At 68.7% G+C, this 23,226-nt stretch carries 25 protein-coding genes; 19 read left to right on the top strand and 6 right to left on the bottom strand.

The features are described from left to right. Positions 1 to 2: 2 nt before the first annotated feature. The 4 genes from gspK to KR541_RS00250 are packed head-to-tail and all read left to right on the top strand — an operon-like array spanning position 3 to position 3,840. On the top strand, positions 3 to 1,112 hold the full coding sequence (gene gspK / locus KR541_RS00265; RefSeq protein WP_089488071.1) for a type II secretion system minor pseudopilin GspK: 1,110 nt from the start codon (positions 3 to 5) through the stop codon (positions 1,110 to 1,112). A 26-nt stretch (positions 1,113 to 1,138) separates the two neighbouring features. Next, entirely contained in the window at positions 1,139 to 2,512 is a 1,374-nt protein-coding gene (gene gspL / locus KR541_RS00260) for a type II secretion system protein GspL (RefSeq protein WP_060733867.1), read from the top strand. Beyond that, entirely contained in the window at positions 2,509 to 3,015 is a 507-nt protein-coding gene (gene gspM / locus KR541_RS00255; RefSeq protein ID WP_050015768.1) for a type II secretion system protein GspM, read from the top strand. The genes gspL and gspM overlap by 4 nt, the downstream gene beginning before the upstream one ends. A 36-nt stretch (positions 3,016 to 3,051) precedes the next feature. Then, positions 3,052 to 3,840 (top strand): type II secretion system protein N, encoded by a 789-nt coding sequence (locus KR541_RS00250; protein ID WP_050015762.1) that lies wholly within the window; start codon positions 3,052 to 3,054, stop codon positions 3,838 to 3,840. 25 nt (positions 3,841 to 3,865) lie between these two features. On the opposite strand, the gene KR541_RS00245 is transcribed toward KR541_RS00250, so the two are convergent. Beyond that, positions 3,866 to 5,431, bottom strand: a complete 1,566-nt coding sequence (locus tag KR541_RS00245; protein ID WP_050015760.1) for an efflux transporter outer membrane subunit — start codon at positions 5,429 to 5,431, stop codon at positions 3,866 to 3,868. A gap of 281 nt (positions 5,432 to 5,712) precedes the next feature. After that, on the bottom strand, positions 5,713 to 5,997 hold the full coding sequence (locus tag KR541_RS00240; RefSeq protein ID WP_089488069.1) for a multidrug ABC transporter ATPase: 285 nt from the start codon (positions 5,995 to 5,997) through the stop codon (positions 5,713 to 5,715). A 175-nt stretch (positions 5,998 to 6,172) separates the two neighbouring features. Between KR541_RS00240 and KR541_RS00235 the strand changes: the two genes are divergently transcribed. From KR541_RS00235 to KR541_RS00220, 4 genes are all read left to right on the top strand, one after another. After that, positions 6,173 to 6,661 (top strand): MarR family winged helix-turn-helix transcriptional regulator, encoded by a 489-nt coding sequence (locus KR541_RS00235; RefSeq protein WP_050015756.1) that lies wholly within the window; start codon positions 6,173 to 6,175, stop codon positions 6,659 to 6,661. A gap of 178 nt (positions 6,662 to 6,839) precedes the next feature. Continuing rightward, positions 6,840 to 8,396 carry a DHA2 family efflux MFS transporter permease subunit gene (locus KR541_RS00230; protein WP_050015755.1) on the top strand — a complete coding sequence of 519 codons (1,557 nt, stop codon included), beginning with the start codon at positions 6,840 to 6,842 and terminating at the stop codon, positions 8,394 to 8,396. 109 nt (positions 8,397 to 8,505) lie between these two features. Continuing rightward, entirely contained in the window at positions 8,506 to 8,754 is a 249-nt protein-coding gene (locus tag KR541_RS00225; protein ID WP_089488013.1) for a type II toxin-antitoxin system Phd/YefM family antitoxin, read from the top strand. Further along, the gene (locus tag KR541_RS00220; RefSeq protein WP_050015753.1) at positions 8,751 to 9,137 is read left to right on the top strand and encodes a type II toxin-antitoxin system VapC family toxin; all 387 of its coding nucleotides are present in this window, start codon (positions 8,751 to 8,753) and stop codon (positions 9,135 to 9,137) included. The genes KR541_RS00225 and KR541_RS00220 overlap by 4 nt, the downstream gene beginning before the upstream one ends. Before the next feature lie 18 nt (positions 9,138 to 9,155). On the opposite strand, the gene KR541_RS00215 is transcribed toward KR541_RS00220, so the two are convergent. Further along, a complete protein-coding gene (locus KR541_RS00215; RefSeq protein WP_089488012.1) occupies positions 9,156 to 10,082 on the bottom strand; it encodes a LysR family transcriptional regulator in 927 nt (308 codons plus the stop codon). Between the two features lie 142 nt (positions 10,083 to 10,224). Here KR541_RS00215 and KR541_RS00210 point away from each other — a divergent pair, with 142 nt between their 5' ends. From KR541_RS00210 to KR541_RS00160, 11 genes are all read left to right on the top strand, one after another. After that, positions 10,225 to 10,698, top strand: a complete 474-nt coding sequence (locus KR541_RS00210; RefSeq protein ID WP_050015750.1) for a CidA/LrgA family protein — start codon at positions 10,225 to 10,227, stop codon at positions 10,696 to 10,698. A gap of 13 nt (positions 10,699 to 10,711) precedes the next feature. Continuing rightward, positions 10,712 to 11,434, top strand: coding sequence for an LrgB family protein (locus tag KR541_RS00205; RefSeq protein WP_050015748.1), 723 nt, complete (start codon positions 10,712 to 10,714; stop codon positions 11,432 to 11,434). A gap of 246 nt (positions 11,435 to 11,680) precedes the next feature. Then, on the top strand, positions 11,681 to 12,181 hold the full coding sequence (fliL, locus tag KR541_RS00200; protein WP_179233119.1) for a flagellar basal body-associated protein FliL: 501 nt from the start codon (positions 11,681 to 11,683) through the stop codon (positions 12,179 to 12,181). 22 nt (positions 12,182 to 12,203) lie between these two features. Further along, the gene (gene fliM / locus KR541_RS00195; protein ID WP_050015744.1) at positions 12,204 to 13,202 is read left to right on the top strand and encodes a flagellar motor switch protein FliM; all 999 of its coding nucleotides are present in this window, start codon (positions 12,204 to 12,206) and stop codon (positions 13,200 to 13,202) included. Next, the gene (gene fliN / locus KR541_RS00190) at positions 13,195 to 13,683 is read left to right on the top strand and encodes a flagellar motor switch protein FliN (protein WP_175977263.1); all 489 of its coding nucleotides are present in this window, start codon (positions 13,195 to 13,197) and stop codon (positions 13,681 to 13,683) included. Before fliM ends, fliN begins: the two co-directional genes overlap by 8 nt. Then, a complete protein-coding gene (fliO, locus tag KR541_RS00185) occupies positions 13,680 to 14,255 on the top strand; it encodes a flagellar biosynthetic protein FliO (protein ID WP_050015740.1) in 576 nt (191 codons plus the stop codon). The genes fliN and fliO overlap by 4 nt, the downstream gene beginning before the upstream one ends. Positions 14,256 to 14,291: 36 nt before the next feature. After that, entirely contained in the window at positions 14,292 to 15,053 is a 762-nt protein-coding gene (gene fliP / locus KR541_RS00180) for a flagellar type III secretion system pore protein FliP (RefSeq protein ID WP_124638057.1), read from the top strand. A 17-nt stretch (positions 15,054 to 15,070) separates the two neighbouring features. Continuing rightward, the gene (gene fliQ, locus KR541_RS00175) at positions 15,071 to 15,343 is read left to right on the top strand and encodes a flagellar biosynthesis protein FliQ (protein WP_006401718.1); all 273 of its coding nucleotides are present in this window, start codon (positions 15,071 to 15,073) and stop codon (positions 15,341 to 15,343) included. Between the two features lie 28 nt (positions 15,344 to 15,371). Continuing rightward, positions 15,372 to 16,154, top strand: a complete 783-nt coding sequence (gene fliR, locus KR541_RS00170) for a flagellar biosynthetic protein FliR (RefSeq protein WP_050015736.1) — start codon at positions 15,372 to 15,374, stop codon at positions 16,152 to 16,154. Between the two features lie 353 nt (positions 16,155 to 16,507). Continuing rightward, complete coding sequence (locus KR541_RS00165; RefSeq protein WP_050015735.1) at positions 16,508 to 18,526, top strand: site-specific DNA-methyltransferase; 2,019 nt, start codon at positions 16,508 to 16,510, stop codon at positions 18,524 to 18,526. Next, positions 18,526 to 21,558: a type III restriction-modification system endonuclease gene (locus tag KR541_RS00160; RefSeq protein WP_050015733.1), complete on the top strand. Its 3,033-nt coding sequence runs from the start codon at positions 18,526 to 18,528 to the stop codon at positions 21,556 to 21,558. The genes KR541_RS00165 and KR541_RS00160 overlap by 1 nt, the downstream gene beginning before the upstream one ends. A 250-nt stretch (positions 21,559 to 21,808) precedes the next feature. Here KR541_RS00160 and KR541_RS00155 read toward each other — a convergent pair whose 3' ends face one another. The 3 genes from KR541_RS00155 to KR541_RS00145 all read right to left on the bottom strand — a co-directional run bounded on the left by KR541_RS00155 (position 21,809) and on the right by KR541_RS00145 (position 23,047). Continuing rightward, complete coding sequence (locus tag KR541_RS00155) at positions 21,809 to 22,216, bottom strand: hypothetical protein (protein WP_050015732.1); 408 nt, start codon at positions 22,214 to 22,216, stop codon at positions 21,809 to 21,811. A 233-nt stretch (positions 22,217 to 22,449) separates the two neighbouring features. Beyond that, positions 22,450 to 22,704, bottom strand: coding sequence for a hypothetical protein (locus KR541_RS00150; protein ID WP_050015730.1), 255 nt, complete (start codon positions 22,702 to 22,704; stop codon positions 22,450 to 22,452). Positions 22,705 to 22,741: 37 nt separating this feature from the next. After that, positions 22,742 to 23,047 carry a hypothetical protein gene (locus KR541_RS00145; RefSeq protein ID WP_124631950.1) on the bottom strand — a complete coding sequence of 102 codons (306 nt, stop codon included), beginning with the start codon at positions 23,045 to 23,047 and terminating at the stop codon, positions 22,742 to 22,744. Positions 23,048 to 23,226 lie beyond the last annotated feature (179 nt).

Here is a 23,226-nt window from a genome sequence, read left to right as displayed (position 1 = left end):
CGATGCGTGCGCGCCCTTCCCGTCGAATCCGGGCCCGCCGCCAGCGCGGCGCCGCGATCATCACCGCGCTGCTCGTGGTCGCGCTGTCGGCGATCCTCGTGTCGGGGATGCTGTGGCGCCAGCAGGTGCAGATTCGCCGCATCGAGAACCAGCGGGTAATCGCGCAGGCACAGTGGGTCGCGCGCGGCGCGCTCGACTGGACGCGGATGATCCTGCGCTCCGAAGGCGATACGGCGCCCGGCATCACGTATCTCGGCGGGATCTGGGGCGTGCCGATCGCGAAGACGAAGCTGTCGGATTTCCTCGGCCGCATCGGCGCGCCCAACGACACGGACGCCGAAGACACCTATCTGTCCGGCTCGATCGAGGATGCGCAGGCGAAGTTCAACCTGCGCAACCTCGTGTCGTCGCCGGCGCCCGGCGTGCTGCAGCTGAACGTCACGCAGATGCAGGCGTTCCAGCGCCTGCTGACGACGCTCGGCTACGACAGCGCATTCGCGAAGCGCATCGCGCTGCAGGTGCGTGCGGGGCTGCTGCATTCGGCCACGCGGTTCCAGATGCCGAACCTGCCCGGCGGCGGCGGGACCGCCGCGACCGCCGCGACCGCACCGGTGACGAGCGGCGACATGCAGGGCAGCGGCTTCACCGACGATCCGGGGATGGCCGGCGGCGACCGCGGGCCCGCGCCGCTGATGATGACGCGCGTCGAGAGCCTGCTCGACGTCGACGGCGTGACGCCGGAGATGGTCGCGCGGCTGCGCCCGTTCGTCACCGTGCTGCCGACCACGACGCCCGTGAACATGAACACCGCGCCGGCCGAAGTGATCGCCGCGCTGATACCTGGGATGAGCGTGTCGTCCGCGCAGGCGCTCGTGGCGCGCCGCGAGACGGTGTTTTTCCGCAACGTCGGCGACGTGCAGCTCGCGCTGCGCGGCGCCGGCGCGCCGCCGAACGTGACGATCGACTCGAGCCTCGTCGACGTCAATTCGAGCTATTTCATCGTGCATGGCCGGATCCAGCACGAACGCGCGGAGGTCGATCGCACCTCGCTCGTGTATCGTGATCCGACCACGCACTCGACGCGGGTCGTGCGCATCCGCGACCAGCTATAACGACGCCAATCGGGAGAGGAGCTCTTGTGAGCACGTTGATTGTTTCTTTGCCGCCGCGCGAGCCTGCCGTGCCGTTGCAGGAATGGCAGTGGCCCGAGCTGCCGTTCACGCTCGTCGACAAGGCCGGCCACGTGCAGCGCGCGGGCCGCGCCGCGCTCGCGCTGCTGCCGCGCGCGAACGCGACGGTGCTGATCGTCGCCGCGCGCGACGTGCTGCTGCTGGCCGCGACCGTGCCGCCGCTGAAGGGGCCGAAGCTGCGCCAGGCCCTGCCCAACATCGTCGAGGATCAGCTGATCCAGGATCCGCTCGGCTGCCATATCGCGCTCGATCCGGCCCCGCTGCCCGACGGGCGCCGCGTGCTGGCTGTCGTCGATCGCGCGTGGTTCCGCACGATCTGCGACGCGTTTACCGCGGCCGGCCACCGGCACCTGAGCGCGGTGCCCGCGACCCGCTGCCTGCCGGCGCCGCGCGCGTCGGCCGACGCCGCATCCGCCGTGCCGGCCGACGGCGAGCCCGCCGACGCCGCCGCGCTCGTCGCGGACGTCGCCGAGCCGGCTGCCCGCCCGGCGACGGTCGCCGCGGTGCTCGGGCTCGCGACGGCGGTCGAGCCGGTGCTCGTCGAAGCCGGCGCGCTGCCGGCCGCGGCCGGTGCACCGCGCCTCGAGCTGGCGGTCGCGCGCGGTGCGCTCGGCGAAGGCTTCGCGGCGCCCGCGTCGCGCGCCGCCGGCACGCTGGCCGCGCTCGCGGGCGGCGGCGACATCGAGCTGTACGAACTCGGTGAGCCGGGCGCGGAGCCGCGGCTCGCGTCGGTCGGCCGCACGGACGCGCCGCTGCTGCCGGGCGCCGCGCCGCTGTCGTTCGATACGTTCGCGCGCCGGGCGCTGACCGAGAAATTCGATCTGTGCCAATTCGAGTTCGAATCGCAGCCGTGGCGCTTCGACCGCGCGACGCTCAAGCGCCTGCGCGTGCCGATCGCGCTCGCCGCGGCGACGCTCGGCGTCGCGGTGATCGGGATGAACGTGCACTGGTGGAAGCTGTCGCGCGAGCGCGATGCGCTGTCCGCGCAGATCACCGAGACGCTGCTGTCTGCCTTTCCGAAGACGACCACCGTGCTCGACCCGCCCGCGCAGATGCAACGCCAGCTCGACCAGCTTCGGCTGGCTGCCGGCGAGCTGTCGCCGAATGATTTCCTCGCGCTGTCGAGCGGCCTGGCGCGCTCGATGGGTGCGCTGCCGCTGAATGGCATCGCGTCGCTCGACTATCACGACCGGCGGCTCGACGTCGGCTTCAAGCCGGAGGTCAAGGTCGATCCCGATTTCACGCAGCGCCTCGCGCGTAACGGACTGTCCGGCGAAGTCGACAGCAACACGGGCAAATGGACGATCCGGAGCCGCTCATGAAAACCGAACAACTGAACCAGACGCTGGCCCAGTTCTGGGGCGAGCGCTCGCCGCGCGAGAAGATGCTGCTCGGCTGGGGCGGCGCCGTGCTGGCCGTCGCGATCGCGTATTCGGTGCTGTGGTCGCCCGCGCAGGAAGGCCGTGCGCGAATCCAGCGCGCGCTGCCGACGATGCGTCACGAACTCGCGCAGATGACCGCGCAGGCGAACGAGGCGAAATCGCTGTCGGCTGCCGCGCAGGGCGTCGCGCCGACCGGCCTCGCGCTGAAGGATGCGCTGACCGCGTCGCTGTCCGATCACGGGCTGCAGGGCGCGCAGGTGCAGATCGTCGGCAATGGCGTGCAGATCCAGATGAAGAACGTGTCGTTCCCGGCATGGACCCAGTGGCTCGACGATGCGCGCCGGCAGTTCAAGGTGCAGGTCGGCGAAGCGCATGCCACGGCGCTGAAGGAAGACGGCCAGGTGGACCTGACGGCCGTGATGCAGCCTTCCGTCCAGAAATAGATGACCGCAGTGGATGACGCAAACGAAGGCCGGCCGATGCGGCCGTGGGCGAGACGGCTCGTCGCCGTGTTGCCATGGGTGCTGGCGGGCGGCGTGGCGACGGCGGTGACGCTCGTCGCGCTCGCGCCGGCCGCGTGGATCGCGCCGCAGTTCGCGCGGGCGACCGGCGGTCACGTGAATCTCGTCGATCCGGACGGGTCGCTGTGGCACGGCTCGGGCACGCTGATGCTCGCGCCGGGCGCCGACCAGAGCGCGGCGACGCTGCTGCCGGGACGGGTCGAATGGACCACGCGCTTCTGGCCGCTGCTGACCGGGCGCGTGCAGATGCGCCTGCGGCAGACGGAAGCGATGCCCGATGCGGTCACGCTCGATGCGACGTGGCGCGGCGCGGTGCTGTCGGCGGGCACGATGGCGGTGCCCGCGTCGCTGCTCGCGGGGCTCGGCACGCCGTTCAACACGCTCGACCTGCAGGGCGACGTGCGGCTCGGCTGGAGCGACTGGCGGCTCATCGGCAACAACGCGTTCGGCCAGTTGACGGTGACGATCGATTCGATGAGTTCGCGCGTGTCGCGCGTGAAGCCGCTCGGTTCGTACCGCGCGGTATTGCAGGCGAAGGGCGCGGGCGCCGATCTCGACCTGTCGACGACGCAGGGCCCGCTGTTTCTCGACGGGCACGGCAGCTTCGGCCCCGGCCAGGGATCGTTTCGCGGGACCGCGCATGCGGCGCCCGAGCAGCAGGCGAACCTCGCCGGGCTGCTGAATCTGCTCGGCCACCCGATCGGCAACAACCAGGTTTCGCTGATCTTCGGCGACGCGCAGCGCTGATTGCGCGCGTCGCCCGCTTCCCTGCCTACTTCTGCGCGAGCGGCGCAGCGACCGACGGTGCGGTAGCCGCGGGCGCGGCCGCACCGGACGCCGGCACCGGCGCCGCCATGTCGCCGTTCTCGCGGGCCATCGCCGACACGTCCCAGCCGCCGCCGAGCGCCTTCACGAGCCCGACCGACGACACCATCCGCTGCCCGGCGATCGTCGCGAGCTTCTGCTGCGCGGTGAACGCGGTGGTTTGCGCGTTCAGTACGTTCAGATACGCGACCGTGCCCGCCTTGTACTGGTTCGTGACGATCGCGAGCGCGTGCTCGGCGCTGTCGACGGCCTGCCGCTGCACGTCGATTTCCTGCGCGAGGATCCGCTGCGACGCAAGGTTGTCCTCGACGTCCTGAAACGCGGTCAGCACCGCGAGGCGATAGGCGGCGACGTCCTGGTCGTAGGTCGCGCGCGCGGCGTCGGTCTGCGCGGCGCGCAGCCCCGCGTCGAACAGCGTGGCCGCGAGCTGCGGGCCGACCGTCCAGAAGCGCGCCGGCAGCGTGAACAGCTGCGACCACACCGAGCTCTGGAAGCCGCCGGTGGCCGACAGCGTCAGCGTGGGGAAGAACGCGGCGATCGCGACGCCGATCTGCTCGTTCGCGGCCGCCGCGCGGCGCTCGGCCGCCGCGACGTCGGGCCGGCGCTCGAGGATCGTGGACGGCACGTCGACCGGCGTGATCGGCGGCTCGGCCGCGAGCGGGGTCGGCGGCAGCGAGAAGGTCGACGCGGGCTCGCCGATCAGCGTCGCGATCGCATGCTCGTACTGCGCGCGGGCGACGCCGTTGTCGATCTGCGCGGCCTGCGCGCTCTGCAGTTGCGTCTGCGCCTGGATCACGTCCGCGCGCGCGGCGACGCCCTGCGCGTACTGGTTCTGCGTGAGCTGCAGCGAGCGTTCGTACGACTTCACGGTGTCGTCGAGCAGCTGTTGCAGCGCATCGGACGTGCGCAACTGGAAATAGGTCTGCGCGAGCAGCGCCTGCTGCGACAGCCGCGCGTTCGCGAGATCGGCCGCGGCGGCCGCTTCGCCGGCGCGCTGCGCGCTGACGGTGCGGCTCACCTTGCCCCACAGGTCGGGTTCCCAGCTGGCGTCGAGGCCGACGCTGTAGCTGTTGTTGATCGACCCGGTCGACCCGCTGCCGAAATTCGACGACGAACCCGACGACAGCGACGTGCGCGGCGACCGCGCGCGCGAGCCCGATGCAGTCAGCCCGACGGTCGGGAAATACGCGGCGCGCGCCTCGGTGACGAGCGCGCGCGCCTGCCGGTAGGCGGCCGCCGATTGCGCGATGGTCTGGTTCGACGCGTTGAGCTTGCCGATCAGCGCATCGAGCTGCCGATCGTTGTAGACCGTCCACCAGGCGCCGCGGTCGGCACGATCGGCGGGCTGCGCGACTTTCCAGCCGGCCGGCGCTTCCTTGAAGGCGGCGGGGATCGACGTGTCGGGCCGGTGATAGTCGGGCCCGACGGCGCAGCCGGCGAGCAGCACGGCCGTCGCAATGGCGACGGCGGCGCTCAGCGGGCGAACGGCGCGCGGGAGGGGGGCGTACGGCATGGTGGTTTTCCTGTCTGGGCGTGACGGCCGGCGAGCGGCGTCGCGCGATGCGGTCGTCGTGCCGCTGGCGGACAAATGGTAACTGACGGCGGGAAAGCTGCGCAGCCCTAAGGGTACGGTGCACGGCGGCCCGGATGTGTTACCGGCGCGGCCGGCCGGTTTACCGGCCATTACGGCTCGCTTGCGGGAAAACGGACGTGCGACCGGGCATACGACGCCGGTCACGCGTGACGCGGCCGGCGATCAGGCGGGATGGTGTGGAGCGTGAGAGCGCTGCGACGTCAGTGGCAGCGCGCGGGCACCGGGACGGGCTCGGCGGCGGCCCGCCATGTCGACGGCTCGGTTGCGGCCGGCTGGCTCGTGCGGCGGGCGCCGCCCTTCGCGTTGCGCTGCCGGCGATGATCGAACCATGCGAACCCGAGCGCCGCGAGCGAGCCGCCAGGCACGACCAGCATCGTCACGTACAGCGCGATCTTCCAGCCGCGGTGCGGCCCGGAGAACACATGATGAGCGGTATCGGTCAGGTTGCGGCGCAGCGCGCCGGCGGCATTTTTCAGGAACAGCATCGCGAACATCCTCGGGGTGCCCGGCAGCGCGGGCCAATCGGTCAGAACATCGTCTCCGGCAGTGCAACATGCACGTCGTAACTGGTTGACTCAAATAATATTGACTAAGCAATCATTTTTCAAGATACTGGGCGCGTTCAAACCCGAAACGCACTATTGCTGCGCGCGCAATCGTATGACCGGCGGCCTCTACGATCCCGAGAACATCGCGCTGGAAACGAGCCTCGGCTATTACCTGTCGAAGGCGAAGCAGGCGCTCGTCGAGCGGATGGATCGCGCGCTCGAGCCGCTCGACCTCACCGCGCAGCAGATCGGCGTGATCCTGCTGCTGTCGCGCGGCTACGCGCGTACGCCGTTCGAGCTGTCGCGCAAGATGTCGTACGACAGCGGGTCGATGACGCGCATGCTCGATCGGCTCGAACGCAAGGGGCTGATCGCGCGTGCGCGCAGCGAGCAGGACCGCCGGATGATCGAGCTGACGCTGACCGAGCGCGGCATCGAAGCCGCCCGCGCGCTGCCGTCGCTGGTCGCGACCGTGCTGAACGCGCAGCTCGAAGGCTTCTCGGCCGACGAACTCGCGACGCTCATCGGCCTGCTGCAACGCTTCATCGCCAACGGGCCCGGTTCGACCGGCTGCCCGACGCCCGACGAACCTGACTGCTGATGCGTGCGGAGACCCCATGTCCAGGTTTAAACAGTCGCTTATTTCTCTGTCTGGGCAGAAGATGACGAGGCACGCGCTCCGCTTTTCCCCTTTTTCATTCCACCCGGCCGGGCCGCGCTGCGTCGCGCGCCCGTGCGTTGCGCCGGCGCGTTGCGCGCGCCGCGTCTAGGAGATCCCGATGTCCGCCACCACGGCATCCGCCCCCGCCGCCGAACCGGCGCCGCTGACCGGCGGCGCGCTCGCGCTGCTGACCGTCGGGCTCGCGCTCGGCACCTTCATGGAAGTGCTCGACACGTCGATCGCGAACGTCGCGGTGCCGACCATCTCGGGCAGCCTCGGCGTCGCGACGAGCGAAGGCACGTGGGTGATTTCGTCGTACTCGGTCGCATCCGCGATCGCGGTGCCGCTGACCGGCTGGCTCGCGCGGCGGGTCGGCGAGGTGCGGCTGTTCACGCTGTCGGTGCTCGCGTTCACGATTGCGTCCGCGCTGTGCGGCCTCGCGACCAACTTCGAGACGCTGATCGCGTTCCGGCTGCTGCAGGGCCTCGTGTCGGGGCCGATGGTGCCGCTGTCGCAAACGATCCTGATGCGCAGCTACCCGCCCGCGAAACGCGGGCTCGCGCTCGGGCTATGGGCGATGACGGTGATCGTCGCGCCGATCTTCGGCCCGTTGCTGGGCGGCTGGATCAGCGACAACTACACGTGGCCGTGGATCTTCTACATCAACCTGCCGATCGGCGTGTTCTCGGCGACCTGCGCGTACTTCCTGCTGCGCGGCCGCGAGACGAAGACGTCGAAGCAGCGGATCGACGCGATCGGCCTCGCGCTGCTCGTGATCGGCGTGTCGTGCCTGCAGATGATGCTCGACCTCGGCAAGGACCGCGACTGGTTCAACTCGTCGTTCATCGTCGCGCTCGCGCTGATCGCGGTCGTGTCGCTCGCGTTCATGCTCGTGTGGGAGGCGACCGAGAAGGAGCCGGTGGTCGACCTCACGCTCTTCAAGGACCGCAACTTCGCGCTCGGCGCGCTGATCATCTCGTTCGGCTTCATGGCGTTTTTCGGCTCGGTCGTGATCTTCCCGCTGTGGCTGCAGACGGTGATGGGCTACACGGCCGGCAAGGCCGGCCTCGCGACCGCGCCGGTCGGGCTGCTCGCGCTCGTGCTGTCGCCGTTGATCGGGCGCAACATGCACCGGCTCGACCTGCGGATGGTCGCGAGCTTCGCGTTCATCGTGTTCGCGGGCGTGTCGCTGTGGAACGCGACGTTTACGCTCGACGTGCCGTTCAACCACGTGATCCTGCCGCGGCTCGTGCAGGGCATCGGCGTCGCGTGCTTCTTCGTGCCGATGACGACGATCACGCTGTCGAGCATCTCCGACGAGCGGCTCGCGAGCGCGTCGGGGCTGTCGAACTTCCTGCGCACGCTGTCCGGCGCGATCGGCACCGCGGCCAGCTCGACGTTCTGGGAGAACGACGCGATCTACCATCATGCGCGGCTGTCGGAATCGGTGAGCGTCTACGCGCAGAACACGACCGACTACCAGGGCGCGCTCGCACAGCTCGGCATCGTCGGGCAGACGGCCAATGCGCAGCTGAACCAGCTCGTCACGCAGCAGGGCTTCATGATGGCGACCAACGACTTCTTCCACCTGTCGGCGGTGATGTTCATCGCGCTCGCGGCGCTCGTGTGGATCACGAAGCCGAAGAAGGGCGCGGGGCCGGCGATGGGGCATTGAGGGCGCAGGACTGGAGACGGTACTTTCGGGCTACGTGCTCGCCTTGCGTGGATTGTCGGATTGAACTAAGCCAATAATTTCAGTGAACTTAGTTCAATTGGGGGACGTGATGCATACCTATAACATGCATGACGCAAAAACGAATCTGTCGCGTCTGATCGACGAAGCCGTGCATGCCGGCGAACCGTTCGTAATCGCAAAAGCCGGCAAGCCGCTCGTCAAGGTGGTTCCGATCAATGCGCCGGAGCCGGTCCGGCCGAGCCGGATCGGTTTCATGAAGGGGCAGATCCGCGTCCCGGACGATTTCGACACAATGGGCGGCGACGAAATCGGCAAGCTGTTCGAGGGTGACGCATGAAGTTGCTGCTCGACACACACTTGCTTCTGTGGGCGGCAGCCGGTGCAGCCGAGCTGCCCGCCCGCGCCAGCACACTGATCGACGATCCCGCCTATACACCGCTTTTCAGCGTTGCGAGCCTCTGGGAGATCGTCATCAGGCGTGGATTGGATCGCGACGATTTCCAGGTGGACCCAAACGTGCTCCGCCGCAATCTTCTTGATGCCGGCTACGTGGAATTGCCGATCACGAGCGCGCATGCACTCGCGGTCGAACAACTGCCGTCGATCCATCGCGATCCGTTTGACCGTCTTCTGGTCGCCCAGGCGATCTCGGAGGGCGTCACGCTGCTCACGCACGACCAAACCGTCGCGCGCTATCCGGGCCCGATCACACACGTCTGATTGCGTCGGGCATCGGCCTCACTCCCGCGCCCGCAATCCTCCAAACGCCAGATCGTCGGCCGGCGCGAGCGGCAGCGTCGCCCGCGCGACGTCGAGCCACGCGCGCGCCGCGTGCGACAGGTAGCCCTTCTTCAGCCAGCCGAGCGCGATCGCCCACGTGATTTCCGGCTCGACGATCGGCCGGCACGTGAACTGGCTCGCGTCGAGCCGCCGGCAATACGGCTCGGGCAGCAGCGCGATGCCGACGCCCGCATGCACGAGCGCGGCCATGAAATCCCAGTGGCCGCTGCGGCTCACGATCGACGGCGTGAAACCGGCTTGCCGGCACGCATCCAGCACCGCGTCGTGCAGCGCGAGGCTTTCCGCATAGAACACGAACGATTCCCGCGCGAGATCGGCGAGCGGCACGGCCGCGTGGTCCTCCCAGCGCGACTCGCGGGGCGCGACGAGCCACAGCGGCGCGCGCACCATCGGCAGTCGCTCGAACGTGCCGGGATCGACCGGCTCCAGCAGCCCGCCGAGTTCCAGCTCGCCCGACATCAGCGCCGCCTCGATCATCCGCGCGCCCTGCTCGAACAGCTTCAGCTCGATGTTCGGGTAGCGCTGCTTGTACGCGGCGATGATCGGCGTGAACAGCGAACCGCCGAGCGGCGGGATGCCGATCGTCAGCTCGCCGCGTCCGAGCGTGCCGAGATCGTTCAGCTCCGACTGCAGCTGCGCCTGCGCGGCGAGCACGTCCTGGCCGCGCTGGAACACGATCCGCCCGGCGTCGGTCAGCACCATCTGCCGGCCGTCGCGCAGCAGCAGCGGCGAACCGATCTCGTCTTCCAGCGCCTTCACCATCTTGCTGATGGTCGGCTGCGTGACGAACAGCTTGTCGGCCGCCGCGGTGAAGCTCTGCTGGCGAACCACCTCGACGAAGTACCGCAGCGCGCGCAATTCCATCGATCACTCCCCAGATTGGTGCAGCTGAATTCAACGCGAATTCCGAATTGGAATGACAAGGATAGAGACAAGTCATTTTATTTATGGTTAGGGGAAACCCTATACTTGCTCCATTGACAGAAACATCTGTAGGGAGCCCGCCATGAACAAGCCGACCGCCACTGCCGCCGCCCGCCCCGCCGCTTCGGGCAGCCTCGCGCACACGGGCCGGATCGTGCTGCAGGCCACCGCGCTCGGCGTGTTGTGGATGGCGGTCGACTGGGCCGTGCGCAAGGTCGGGCTGCCGATTCCGTCCGGCGTGATCGGCCTCGCGGTGCTGCTCGTGCTGCTGTTCTCGGGCCGCGTCGCACCGGCGTGGGTGAAGGACGGCGCGAACTGGCTGCTGTCCGACATGCTGCTGTTCTTCGTGCCGGCCGCCGTCGCGGCCGTGCAGTACGGCGGGCTGTTCCGCGAGGACGGCTGGCGCATCGCGCTGGTGATGCTCGCCGGCACCGCGTTCGTGATGGTCGCGGTGGCCGTCGCCGTCGATCTCGCCGCGAAGCTCGAACGCCGGCTCGCCGTGCAGCGCGTGTTCGCCGAACGCCGCCGCGCGCGCCTGAGCGCCATCGCGCACTGAGCCGGAGCCTTCCATGCTCGCCGCGCTATCGAACCTGCCCGCCGACCGGGTGAATACCGCCATCTCCGTCGGCTGCTTCGTGCTGACGATCGTGCTGTATTTCGCGTCGAAGCGCCTCTATGCGTACAAGAAGACGCTGCTGTTCTCGCCGCTCGTGTTCGTGCCGGGCGTGCTGGTGCTGCTCGTGCTGCTGACCGGCATCCCGTATTCGGTCTATTTCCGCGACACGCGCTGGCTGATGTGGCTGCTCGGCCCGGCGACGATCGCGTTCGCGGTGCCGATCTACGACTATCGCGACCTGATCCGCCGCCACTGGCTGTCGCTGTCGGTCGGCGTCGCGGTCGGGATCGGCGCGGGCGTGTGCGGATCGCTGCTGCTCGCGAAGCTGCTGCACCTGTCGCCCGAGCTGCAACGCTCGCTGATGACGCGCTCGGTGTCGACGCCGTTCGCGCTCGCCGTGTCGGACAAGATCCACGCGCCGAAGGACCTCACGGCCCTGTTCGTGATCGCGACCGGCATCTGCGGGATGCTGCTCGGCGAACTGGTGCTCGCGCTCGTGCCGATGCGCACGCGGCTCGCGCGCGGCGCGCTGTTCGGCGCGGCCGCTCACGGGGTGGGCACCGCGAAGGCGCGCGAGATCGGCAGCGAGGAAGGCGTCGTGTCGAGCCTGACGATGATGATCGCGGGTGTCGCGATGGTGCTGATCGCGCCGCTGCTGTCGCTGCTGCCGATCTGACGATGGATGCGCGGGCGGGCACCGCTGCCCGCCGGCCGCACTCCTTGCCCGAAAGCCCGGTTCCCGCCGGCCGCACGCCGTCCCGCTCCCGCCCGATCGTTTCCCCCCGCCGTTCCTGCCCCGCATCGCGCCGACGCCCGGCCGACAATCGGCTGAGATAGCCGCAATTCCCCCCTCTTTTCCGCCCATCGGCCTCGGCCCGGATGCCGAACAATGCATGCTACGAGACATCACGCACGCATTCACATGGCCACGACTGCAACCCCGACCGCCGACAAGCCGGCTTCCTCCGGCAAGTTCAAGCGCATCGCGCTCATCGCCGTCATCGCGCTGGGCGCGGCTGCCGCCGCCGCCGGCGGCATGTACGTGTTCCTGGGCAAGGCAGGCGTCGGCCATCCGAGCGCGCCCGCCGAGCCGGCGCCGCTTGCCGCGCCGGTGTTCTTCGCGCTCGACCCGCTGACCGTGAACCTGCAGTCCGACGACGGCGCGCAGCACTACCTGCGCGTCGGCCTGTCGCTGAAGCTCACCGACCCGAAGGCGCAGGAGCAACTGACCGCGCGGATGCCGGAAATCCGCAGCCGGATCCTGCTCGCGCTGTCGAACAAGCATCCCGAGGAGCTCGCGACGCCGGACGGCAAACGTTCGCTCGCGAAGGAGCTGCGGGAGCTGATCGAGCAGCCGACCCAGCCGGGCAACCAGCGCGCGAAGGTCGACGACGTGCTGTTCACCGAGTTCGTCGTCCAGTAACGCGGCCGCAAAAGGAGCGCGTATGGGTCACCAGGAGTTCATGTCCCAGGAGGAGGTCGATGCCCTCCTCAAGGGCGTCACGGGCGAAACCGATTCGGTCGACGAGCAGCGCGACACATCGGGCGTCCGCCCCTACAACATCGCGACGCAGGAGCGGATCGTCCGCGGCCGGATGCCCGGCCTCGAGATCATCAACGACCGCTTCGCGCGCCTGCTGCGGATCGGCATCTTCAACTTCATGCGGCGCACGGCGGAAATCTCCGTCAGCCAGGTGAAGGTGCAGAAGTACAGCGAATTCACCCGCAACCTGCCGATCCCGACGAACCTGAACCTGGTGCACGTGAAGCCGCTGCGCGGCACGTCGCTGTTCGTGTTCGACCCGAACCTCGTGTTCTTCGTCGTCGACAACCTGTTCGGCGGCGACGGGCGCTTCCACACGCGCGTCGAGGGCCGCGATTTCACGGCCACCGAGCAGCGGATCATCGGCAAGCTGCTGAACCTCGTGTTCGAGCACTACACGACCGCGTGGAAGAGCGTGCGGCCGCTGCAGTTCGAATTCGTGCGCTCGGAGATGCACACGCAGTTCGCGAACGTCGCGACGCCGAACGAGATCGTGATCGTCACGCAGTTCTCGATCGAGTTCGGGCCGACGGGCGGCACGCTGCACATCTGCATGCCGTACTCGATGGTCGAGCCGATCCGCGACGTGCTCAGCTCGCCGATCCAGGGCGAGGCGCTCGAAGTCGACCGCCGCTGGGTGCGCGTGCTGTCGCAGCAGGTGCAGGCCGCCGAGGTCGAGCTGACCGCGAATCTCGCCGAGATCTCGGCGACGTTCGAGAAGATCCTGAACCTGCGCGCGGGCGACGTGCTGCCGCTGGAGATCGAGGACACGATCACCGCGAAGGTCGACGGCGTGCCGGTGATGGAATGCGGCTACGGAATTTTCAATGGTCAATATGCGTTGCGCGTGCAGAAGATGATCGGCGCGAGCGATTCGATGAAGGAAGGTGGATATGAGTGAGCTGAACCAGACGCCCGACGACGACATGCAGGCGATGGCCGATGCGGCCCTCGCGGCGTCGGCCGCCGACGCGAAGGCGCCGGCCGCGGCCGACGAAGAGCAGGGCCTCGACGACTGGGCGGCCGCGCTCGCCGAGCAGAACGAGCAGCCGGTGCAGGTGGGCGCCACGGGCGCCGGCGTGTTCCAGCCGCTGTCGAAGGCCGCGGCGAGCTCGACGCACAACGACATCGAGATGATCCTCGACATCCCGGTCAAGATGACGGTGGAGCTCGGCCGCACGAAGATCGCGATCCGCAACCTGCTGCAGCTCGCGCAGGGCTCGGTCGTCGAGCTCGACGGCATGGCCGGCGAGCCGATGGACGTGCTCGTGAACGGCTGCCTGATCGCACAGGGCGAAGTCGTGGTCGTCAACGACAAGTTCGGTATTCGCCTCACCGACATCATCACGCCCGCCGAACGCATCCGGAAGCTGAATCGATGAACGTCGTGAAGCCCGGCTGGCGCGTGTGCCGCGCGATCGCAGCGGCGGCGCTGGCCGCCGCCGCGTCGCTCGCGTGCGCGCCGGCCGGCGCCGCCGACATGAACGCGGTCAACCACGCCGGTTCGATCGCGTCGAGCGTGACGGTCGGCTCGGCCGTGCCGTCGCTCGGCATCGGCGCGGTGCTGCAGACGCTCGTCGGGCTCGCGGTCGTGATCGGCCTCGTATTCGCGTGCGCATGGCTCGCGCGCCGCTTCGGCTTCCAGCCCGCGCGACGCGGCGGCCCGCTGAAGGTCGTGTCGAGCGTCGGGCTCGGCGCGAAGGAAAGCGCGACGATCGTCGAGATCGGCGACACCTGGCTCGTGCTCGGCGTCGCGCCGGGCAACGTGCGGCTGCTGCATACGCTGCCGGCCGGTTCGGTGGCGGCCACCGCGACCGCGGGGTCGACCTCGGCCGACGCGCCCGCCGGCGGCAACCCGTCCGACGGCACCCTGCCCGGCACGTTCGGCGCGCGGTTTCGCGACGCGCTCGCGGGCGAAGCCGCGAAACGCCTCGGGCGCGGCAAGGACCGCTGACATGGCGCCGCGCCCTCTTTCCGTCTCCGCACTCCGATGAAACACGCATTCCTGCATCACGCGGCGCGTGTCGTGCCCGTGCTGATCCTCTGTCTCGCGCCCGCGCTTGCGTGCGCGCAGGCGAACGGCCTGCCCGCGTTCAATGCGAGCCCGGGCCCGCACGGCGGCACCACCTATTCGCTGAGCGTGCAGACGATGCTGCTGCTCACGATGCTGTCGTTCCTGCCGGCGATGCTGCTGATGATGACGAGCTTCACGCGCATCATCATCGTGCTGTCGCTGCTGCGCCAGGCGCTCGGCACCGCGACGACGCCGCCGAACCAGGTGCTCGTCGGCCTCGCGATGTTCCTGACCTTCTTCGTGATGTCGCCGGTGCTCGACCGCGCGTACAACGACGGCTACAAGCCGTTCTCCGACGGCTCGATGCCGATGGAGCAGGCCGTGCAGCGCGGCGTTGCGCCGTTCAAGACCTTCATGCTGAAGCAGACCCGCGAGACCGATCTCGCGCTGTTCGCGAAGATCTCGAAGGCCGCGCCGATGCAGGGCCCCGAGGACGTGCCGCTGTCGCTGCTGGTGCCCGCGTTCGTCACGAGCGAACTGAAAACCGGCTTCCAGATCGGCTTCACGGTGTTCATCCCGTTCCTGATCATCGACATGGTCGTCGCGAGCGTGCTGATGTCGATGGGGATGATGATGGTGTCGCCGTCCACCGTGTCGCTGCCGTTCAAGCTGATGCTGTTCGTGCTCGTCGACGGCTGGCAACTGCTGATCGGCTCGCTCGCGCAGAGCTTCAGTTAAGCGGAGGAACACGCGCGATGACGCCCGAACAAGTGATGACGCTGGCGCACCAGGCGATGATGGTCGGCCTGCTGCTCGCGGCCCCGCTGCTGCTGGTCGCGCTCGCGGTCGGCCTCGTCGTGAGCCTGTTCCAGGCCGCGACGCAGATCAACGAAGCAACGCTGTCGTTCATCCCGAAGCTGCTCGCGGTCGCCGCAACGCTCGTGATAGCCGGCCCGTGGATGCTGACGACGATGCTCGACTACCTGCGGCAGACGCTGCTGCACGTCGCGACGCTCGGTGCCGGCTGAGCCGCGCGCCCGGCCCGCTTTTTCCGCAATGTTCTCGGTCACCTACGCGCAGCTCAATGGCTGGCTCACGGCTTTTCTGTGGCCATTCGTGCGGATGCTCGCGCTCGTCGCGACGGCGCCCATGGTCGGCCACGCGGCGGTGCCGGTGCGCGTGAAGATCGGCGTGGCCGCATTCATGGCGCTGGTCGTCGCGCCGACGCTCGGCGCGATGCCGGACGTCACCGTGTTCTCCGCGCAGGGCATCTGGATCCTCGTCACGCAGTTCCTGATCGGCGTCGCGATGGGTTTCACGATGCAGCTCGTGTTCGCGGCCGTCGAAGCGGCCGGCGACTTCATCGGGCTGTCGATGGGGCTCGGCTTCGCGACCTTCTTCGATCCGCATTCGAACGGCGCGACGCCCGCGATGGGTCGGTTCCTGAACGCGGTCGCGATGCTCGCGTTCCTCGCCGTGGACGGCCACCTGCAGGTATTCGCCGCGCTCGCCGCGTCGTTCCAGTCGCTGCCGGTGTCGGCCGAGCTGCTGCACGCGCCGGGCTGGCGCACGCTCGCCGCGTTCGGCGCGACCGTGTTCGAGATGGGGCTGCTGCTGTCGCTGCCGGTCGTCGTGGCGCTGCTGATCGCGAACCTCGCGCTCGGCATCCTGAACCGCGCGGCGCCGCAGATCGGCATGTACCAGATCGGCTTTCCCGTCACGCTGATCGTCGGGCTGTTGCTCGTGCAACTGATGATCCCGAACCTCGTGCCGTTCGTGTCGCACCTGTTCGACATGGGGGTCGATGCGATGGGGCGGGTGTTGATCGGGTGGCGGTAGGCGCCCTGTCGACGCACATAGATCCTCTTCTGCCTCATTCGGGCCGCACTTTCCTTCCGCGATTCTCCCTGCTGGCACCCCGGCATTTGATTCCGACCGTGCCCCTTTTTTCGTCCTTTCCACCGCGGCGCCGACCGCCCGCGGCGCGCCCACCGCCCGCCCCGTGCGACAACCGGCCCGAACCCGCTTCCAGCCCGTCCGGCGGGCGATCGCGGCCGATACAAGCACGTTCGTCGCACATCGGTGCTTGACCTGCGCCGACCGACTCGCTAGCGTTTCGGGTTTGCCCGGGCGGCCATTGCCGCCGGTGCCGTGAGCGCGCCCGACGTCCTGGCGCGCGCGGCCGGGCTCCGATGGAAAAGACGATGCAGAAACTCGATGCGGCCAGCCCGCAGGCGATGTCGACGGATTTCACCGCCGACAACGTCGCGCGCCTGAAGGCGCTGTTCCCCGAACTCGTGACCGAAGGCCCGGACGGCGCGTCGGTCGACGTCGACGTGCTGAAAGCGCTGGTCGGCGAGCGCACGGTCGGCGACGCCGACGAGCGCTACGGCTTTCACTGGCACGGCAAGCGCGCCGCTCGCCAGGCCGCGCTCACGCCGTCGACGGGCACGCTGCGGCCCTGCCCCGACGACAGCGTCGCGTGGGACGACACGCGCCATCTGGTGATCGAGGGCGACAACCTCGACGTGATGAAGCTGCTGCACAAGAGTTACGCAGGCAAGGTGAAGCTCGTCTACATCGATCCGCCGTACAACACCGGCAGCGATTTCGTCTATCCGGACGACTTCAGCGACAGCATCCGCCACTACCTGGCGATGACGGGCCAGACCGAAGCCGGCGTGAAGCGCAGCACCAACACCGAGGCGAACGGCCGGTTCCACACCGACTGGCTGAACATGATGTATCCGCGCCTGAAGCTCGCGCACGCGCTGCTGTCCGACGAAGGGCTGATCGCGGTGCACATCGACGAGCACGAAGTGCATGCGCTCGTGCTGATGCTGCGCGAGATCTTCGGCGAGGAAAACGAGCTCGGCGTGGCCGTGTGGGACAAGCGCAACCCGAAGGGCGACGCGCGCGGCGTCGCGTACCAGCACGAATCGCTGGTGCTGTTCGCGCGCAACGCCGAGACGCTGCTCGAACAGGCGCCGCTCAAGCGCCCGAAGCGCAATGCGCAGCGCATGCTCGACGCCGCGCACGACGCGGTGTACCGCAGCGGCAACCCGAAGGACGCGCAGAAGGCGTACCGCGCGTGGATGAAGGCGCAGACCAACCTGTCCGGCGGCGAGGTGATGTACGACCGGCTGTCGGCGGAAGGCCGCGTGTACCGCCTCGTGTCGATGGCCTGGCCGAACAAGAAGAAGGCCCCGGACGAATATTTCACGCCGCTGATCCACCCGGTCACCGGCAAGCCGTGCGCGATGCCGGCGCGCGGCTGGCGCAACCCGCCCGCGACGATGCAGGCGCTGCTCGAGCGCGGCCAGATCGAATTCGGCCCGGACGAAACCACGCAGCCGCAGCGGATCTACTACCTCGACGAGAACATGTACGAGAACGTGCCGTCGGTGCTGCCGTTCGCGGGCTCCGACGACGCGCTGTTGAAAACGCTCGGCATCCCGTTCGACCTGCCGAAGCCGGTCGACTTCGCGGCCGCCGTGATCGGCTGGTGCACGCGCGGCGACGACATCGTGCTCGACTGCTTCGCCGGCTCCGGCTCGACCGGCCACGCGGTGATGCAGGTGAACGCGACCGACGGCGGCGCGCGCCGCTATATCCTCGTGCAGCTGCCCGAGGCGCTCGACCGACGCGACAAGACGCAAGCCGCGGCCGCCGATTTCTGCGCGAAGCTGAAGAAGCCGCTGACGCTCGCCGAAATCACGAAGGAGCGCCTGCGCCGCGCCGCGCAGCAGGTCGCGCGCGACTATCCGGAAAGCTATGGCGACCTCGGTTTCCGCGTATACCGGCTCGACACGACCAACGTGATCGAGTGGGACCCGCGCCGCGACGATTTCGACCATGCGCTCTTCGCGTCCGTCGAACACGTGAAGACCGGCCGCACCGAGGACGATCTGCTCGCCGAGCTGACGCTGAAGCTCGGCCTCGACCTCTGCACGCCGGTCGAGCATCACCAGGTGGCCGGCAAGACGGTGCACCTGATCGGCCGCGCGATCGTCGCGTGCTTCGATGCGCGCATTTCGCGCGACGACGCGGGCCCGCTCGCCGACGGCATCGTCGACCTGCTGGATGCGACCGGCGCGTCGCGCGACGTCACGTGCCTGTTCCGCGACAGCGGCTTCGTCGACGACGTCGCAAAGCTCAATCTCGCCGCGCTGCTCGAACAGCACGGCGTGAAGCGCGTGCGGAGCCTGTGATGCGGCTGCATTTCGAAGCGGATCTCGACTACCAGCGCGAGGCGATCGACGCCGTCTGCGACCTGTTTCGCGGGCAGGAATCGTATCGCGGCGACTTCAGCGTGCTCGCGAACGCCGCGCCCGGCACGACGGCCGCCGCGCAAGGCTCGCTCGGCTTCGCGGTGTCCGAGCAAGGCGTCGGTAACCGGCTGTCGCTGACCGACGACGCGCTCGCACGCAATCTCGCCGACGTGCAGTTGCGCGGCGGGCTGCCGCCGTCCGGCCTGCCCGGCTCGCGCGACTTCACCGTCGAGATGGAGACCGGCACCGGCAAGACCTACGTGTACCTGCGCACGATCTTCGAGCTGAACCGCCGCTACGGCTTCACGAAATTCGTGATCGTCGTGCCGTCGATCGCGATCAAGGAAGGCGTGCACAAGACGCTGTCGATCACCGAGGATCACTTCCGTGCGTTGTACGCGGGCGTGCCGTACGACTACTTCCTGTACGACTCCGCGAAGCTCGGCCAGGTGCGCCACTTCGCGGCGAGCGCGGCGATCCAGATCATGGTGATGACGGTCGCCGCGATCAACAAGAAAGAGATCAACAACCTCTACAAGGACAGCGAGAAGACCGGCGGCGAGAAGCCGATCGACCTGATCCGTGCGACGCGGCCGATCGTGATCGTCGACGAACCGCAAAGCGTCGACGGCGGCCTCGAAGGGCGCGGGCGCGAAGCGCTCGCCGCGATGGCGCCGCTCTGCACGCTGCGCTATTCGGCCACGCACGTCGACCGCCACCACATGGTGTACCGGCTCGATGCGGTCGACGCGTACGAGCGCAAGCTCGTCAAGCAGATCGAGATCGCGTCGGCGATCGTCGAGGATGCGCACAACAAGCCGTACGTGCGGCTCGTCGGCGTGTCGAACCGGCGCGGCGCGATCAGCGCGCGCGTCGAGCTCGACGTCGCGACCGCGGCCGGCGTGAAGCGCCAGATCGTGTCGGCCACCGACGGCGACGATCTCGAGCGCCTGACCAAGCGCGCGCTGTACGCGGGGCTGCGGATCGGCGAAGTGCATGCGGTCAAGGGCGCCGAATACGTCGAGCTGCGCCACCCGGAAGGCGAGGCGTTCCTGTCGCTCGGCGAGGCGTTCGGCGACATCGACACGCTCGCCGTGCAGCGCGAGATGATCCGCCGCACGATCCGCGAGCATCTCGACAAGGAGCTGCGCCTCGCCGAGCGCGGCGTGAAGGTGCTGTCGCTGTTCTTCGTCGATTCGGTCGAACGCTATCGCCGCTACGACGAGAACGGCGTGCCCGTGAAGGGCGACTACGCGCTGATCTTCGAAGAGGAATATGCGCGTGCGGCGCGCGTGCCGGCCTACCGTGCGCTGTTCGACGGCGTGGACGTCGCGCTCGAAGTCGAGCGTGCGCACAACGGCTACTTCTCGATCGACCGCAAGGGCGGCTGGACCGACACGAGCGAAAGCAGCGCGGCGGCCCGCGAGAATGCGGAACGCGCGTACGGCCTGATCATGCGCGAGAAGGAAGCGCTGCTGTCGTTCGACACACCGCTGAAGTTCATCTTCTCGCACTCGGCGCTGAAGGAAGGCTGGGACAACCCGAACGTGTTCCAGATCTGCACGCTGCGCGACATCCAGACCGAACGCGAGCGCCGTCAGACGCTCGGCCGCGGGCTGCGCCTCGCGGTCGACCAGGACGGCGAGCGCGTGCGCGACCCGGGCGTCAACACGCTCACAGTGATCGCGACCGAGCGCTACGAGTCGTTCGCGGAGAATCTGCAGAAGGAAATCGAGGCCGATACGGGCATCCGGTTCGGGATCGTCGAGGAACACCAGTTCGCGGCGCTGCCGGTGCAGGAAGACGACGGCCCCGCGCATGCGCTCGGCATCGAGCTGTCGCGCGTGCTGTGGAATCACCTGCACGAGCAGGGCTACGTCGACGCGCAGGGCAAGGTGCTCGACCGGCTGAAGGATGCGCTGCGCCAGAGCGCGCTCGTGCTACCGGACGCGTTCGAGCGGCTGCGTGCACCGATCGTCGCGACGCTGCGCAAGCTGTCGGGCCGCTTCGCGGTGCGCAATGCCGACGAGCGCCGCGCGATCGCGTTGCGGCGCGATGCGTCGGGCAAGGCCGTCGTGTTCGGCGAGGATTTCCGCGCGCTGTGGGACCGCATCCGCCATCGCACCGTGTACCGCGTCGAGTTCGACAACGCGAAGCTCGTGCGCGACTGCACGGCCGCGCTGCGCGACGCACCGGACATCGCGCGTGCGCGGCTGCAGTGGCGCAAGGCCGAAATCGACATCGGCAAGGCCGGCATCGAGGCGATCGAGGTGGCCGGCGCCGGCACGGTGCTGCTCGACGAAGGCGAATTGCCGCTGCCCGACCTGCTCACCGAGTTACAGGACCGCACGCAGCTCACGCGCCGTTCGCTCGCGACGATTCTTGCCGACAGCGGCCGGCTCGACGATTTCCGCGTGAATCCGCAGCAGTTCATCGCGGTCGCGGCCGACGCGATCAACCGCTGCAAGCGGCTCGCGCTCGTCGCCAGCATCGCGTACCGCAAGCTTGGCGAGCGCCACGTGCATGCGCTCGAATCGTTCGAGAGCGAAGCGCTGACCGGCTACCTGCGCAACCTGCGGCCGGACGCGCGCAAGTCGATCCATGAAGCGGTCGTGTGCGAGACGGACGCCGAGCGCGCGTTCGCCGATGCGCTCGAAGCGCACGACGGCGTGAAGCTGTACGCGAAGCTGCCGGCGTGGTTCCGCGTGCAGACGCCGCTCGGCAGCTATCACCCGGACTGGGCCGTGCTCGCGGAACAGGACGGCGGCGAGCGGCTGTACTTCGTCGTCGATACGCCGAATGCGGACGGCCACGTGCCGAGCGAGCACGAGCGCGCGAAGCTCGCGTGCGGCGAAGCGCATTTCCGCGCGCTGGTCGAGGGTGACGGCGCGGCGCGCTTCGTGCGCGTCGGGCAGGCGGATGCGCTGTTCGAACCGGCCGCGATTGCGCCACCGGCGGGCGGCGGGCGGTAACACGAAGGGCGGCGACGAGCCGCCCTTTTTTCATGGGCCGGCGGTGTCCTTCTTCCCCCGTCGAATCCGTCCGTCAAGCGCGTGAAAGCGGTTCGTATGATGGCGGGCCGGGCGGCCCGGTTACGGCTGGTTGCAAATCGGGTCGGTTCGACGTTTCGGCGCGACGGTCGCCTCAGCCGCTTGTGTCGCTTGTGCCGCCGCAATGAAAAAAAGGCGCCGAAGCGCCCTTCTCCGGCCTGCGTGCGCCGGCTTACAGCGTCCGGCCGAACGCGTTGCGGTGCGTGTGAGGCGTGGACGTCTTGCCGTGCGTGGTATGGCTGTGCGTATGCCCGCGGCCCGGCTGCGTGCCCGCGCGATCGGCGATCGTGTCGGAACGGTCGGCCGCGCGCGCGAGGCCCTTGTCGCGGTCGCCCGCACTGAAGCCGTTCGAGTTGCTCAGCGCCTGGCCGCTCATGTGACCGGCCGACATGCCGCCCGCGTTGCCACCCATCCCGCCCATGCCGCCTGCGCCGTGACCGCCGCCATTGCCACCGCCGCCATTGCCACCGCCGCCATTGCCACCGCCGCCACCATTGCCGCCGGCTGCCGCGTTCGCGGAGACGGCACCCAGTGCGAGCAGCGCGGCTGCCAGCACGGACAGATATCGTTGGGTTTTCATTGTTTGCTCCCTGGAGCGTGTTTGAATGATTGCATTCTAGGAACGCGCGGTTTCCGCGCGACTCGACGTTGTAAATGATCGTAACGACACGCATCGCGCGCATTCGTCCGATCAATTTGCCGTATGCCGGCTGCGTGCGCGGAATGCGCGGCCGGCCGTCGCCGAACAAGGAAGTTGCAAGGCGGAAGCGGCGCGTGCCGTTCCGCCGGTCGATGAAGATGCTGCCTCGGCGCTTACTGCGCCGGCAGCATCCGTTGCGCCGCCGCCTTGCGCTGCGCGGCCTGCTCCTGCTCGTGCTGCTTCGCGACGTGATGGCCGACGATACAGCCGCCGACTGCGCCGACCACCGCGTGGTGCCCCGCATAGTGGCCGGCCACCCCGCCGACCACCGCGCCCTTCATGCAGCCCGCCGCGTGCGCGCTGCCGATCGTTGCGAGCGCAACGACAGCGGCGGCGGCACACAGCCTGATGTATCGCACGGGCATCATGTTTTCATCCTCCTCTTGCGACGATCAGATGGGCCGCTTAATCCCAGCGGCCGCCACGCCAGCCGCCGCGCTCGCGCCACTCGTGCTCGCGCCATTCATGGCGGCGCCATTCGCGTTCGCGCCATTCGCGCTGACGCCAGCCGTCGCCGCGCCAACCGTAGTCGCGATAGCCGACCGGCGCGTACATCACCGGCGGCGGCGGCGCCACATAGACGGGCGCCGGCGCCGTGTAGACGCCCGGCACGCCGATGCCGACCGACAGGTCGACGTGGGCCGACGCGACGCCCGAAGCTGCCAGCGCCGCTACACCGAGAACTGCACCGAGAATAAGTTTCTTGCTCATTTCGCGACTCCCTGCACGTGTCGTGCGTCATGTGACTACGGTTCGGAGTCTAGGCACCGGACGCTGACACAGGTGAAACGGGTATGCGAGACAGGTAACGGACGTTTACGGGTGCCCGCAAAGCCTTATGGAGCAAGGGAAAGGCGACGTTCCGGACACCGTTGCAGCGATGCACCGGG

This window comes from Burkholderia sola (assembly GCF_905400185.1).
GTDB lineage: Bacteria > Pseudomonadota > Gammaproteobacteria > Burkholderiales > Burkholderiaceae > Burkholderia > Burkholderia sola.
This window is presented reverse-complemented; position numbering and strand designations above follow the sequence as displayed.